Origin of the sequence: Roseomonas rosulenta (assembly GCF_016106005.1) — a bacterium.
Taxonomy (GTDB): domain Bacteria; phylum Pseudomonadota; class Alphaproteobacteria; order Acetobacterales; family Acetobacteraceae; genus Neoroseomonas; species Neoroseomonas rosulenta.
In genome coordinates this window covers 1-977 of sequence record NZ_JACADR010000579.1, presented here as the reverse complement: position 1 = coordinate 977, position 977 = coordinate 1, and the positions used below count along the sequence as shown (strand labels likewise).

General features: G+C 74.7%; 1 protein-coding gene. It reads left to right on the top strand.

Annotation, left to right across the window (positions count from 1 at the left end; translation table 11 throughout):
• Positions 1-977, top strand: a 977-nt coding sequence (gene tssG / locus HW578_RS26980; RefSeq protein ID WP_198373772.1) for a type VI secretion system baseplate subunit TssG, incomplete at both ends; no start/stop codon positions are given.

The window sequence follows — 977 nt, the reverse complement described above, 5'->3', positions numbered from 1 at the left end:
GAGCAGGCGGCCGCGGCGGCGCGCCCCGCACCCGAACCGCCGCCCGCGCCGGTGCTCGCACCGCTCTCGCCGGTCGATCGGCTGCGGCGCGAACCCGCGCGCTTCGACCTCGACCAGGCGGTGACGGTCGCGCTGCATGCGTCGGGCGGGCCGGCGGGCGAACCCGAGTCGCTGCGCCTGCGCAGCCTGGCGCGCCTCGGCATGCCCGCGGGCGCCGTGGTGCAGGCGAAGCCGGAGGAGGGCGAGCTCACGCTCGGCACCTTCGGCCTGGTGGGGGCAGGGGGCGTGCTGCCGCGCCACCACACCGCGATGGTGGCGACGGAACAGCGCAAGCGCTCGCTCGCGCTGCATGCCTTCCTCGACATGGTGGCGCGGCGCACCGTCGGGCTGTTTCCCAAGGCCGGCGCGAAGTACCGCCCGACGCGCAACCCGCAGCCCACCACCGATGCGCTCTCGGCCACGATCGGGATGGGCACCGGGCATCTCGATGGACGCATGCGCGTCGAGCGGCAGGACCTGCTCTATCACGCGGGCAACCTTGCTTCGCGCACCCGCAGCGCCGAGCGCCTGCGCGCCATGCTGCAGGCCGAGACCGGCCGTAAGGTCGAGATCGAGGAATTCGCCGGCGGCTACATCCGCCTGCCCGAAGCCGAACAGACGCGCATGCCGAGGGGCCGCGCGGCGCCGCAGCATTGCGTGCTCGGCGTCTCGGCCATCTCCGGGGCACAGGTATGGGACGCGCAGGCGCGCTTCATCATCCGCTTCGGCCCGTTGACCCGCGCCGAGTTCGAGGCGCTGCTGCCGGGCACGACGTCCTGGCACCGGATCACGCAGCTGGCACGGCTCTTCGTGGGCCAGGATACGTCCTTCGCGGTGAACCTCGTGCTGCAGGCGGAGGAGGTGCCCGCCGCGCGCGCCGGCGGCGGCGCGCGGCTCGGCTGGTCGACCTGGATCGGCGCCTCGCGCCCACGCCGCGC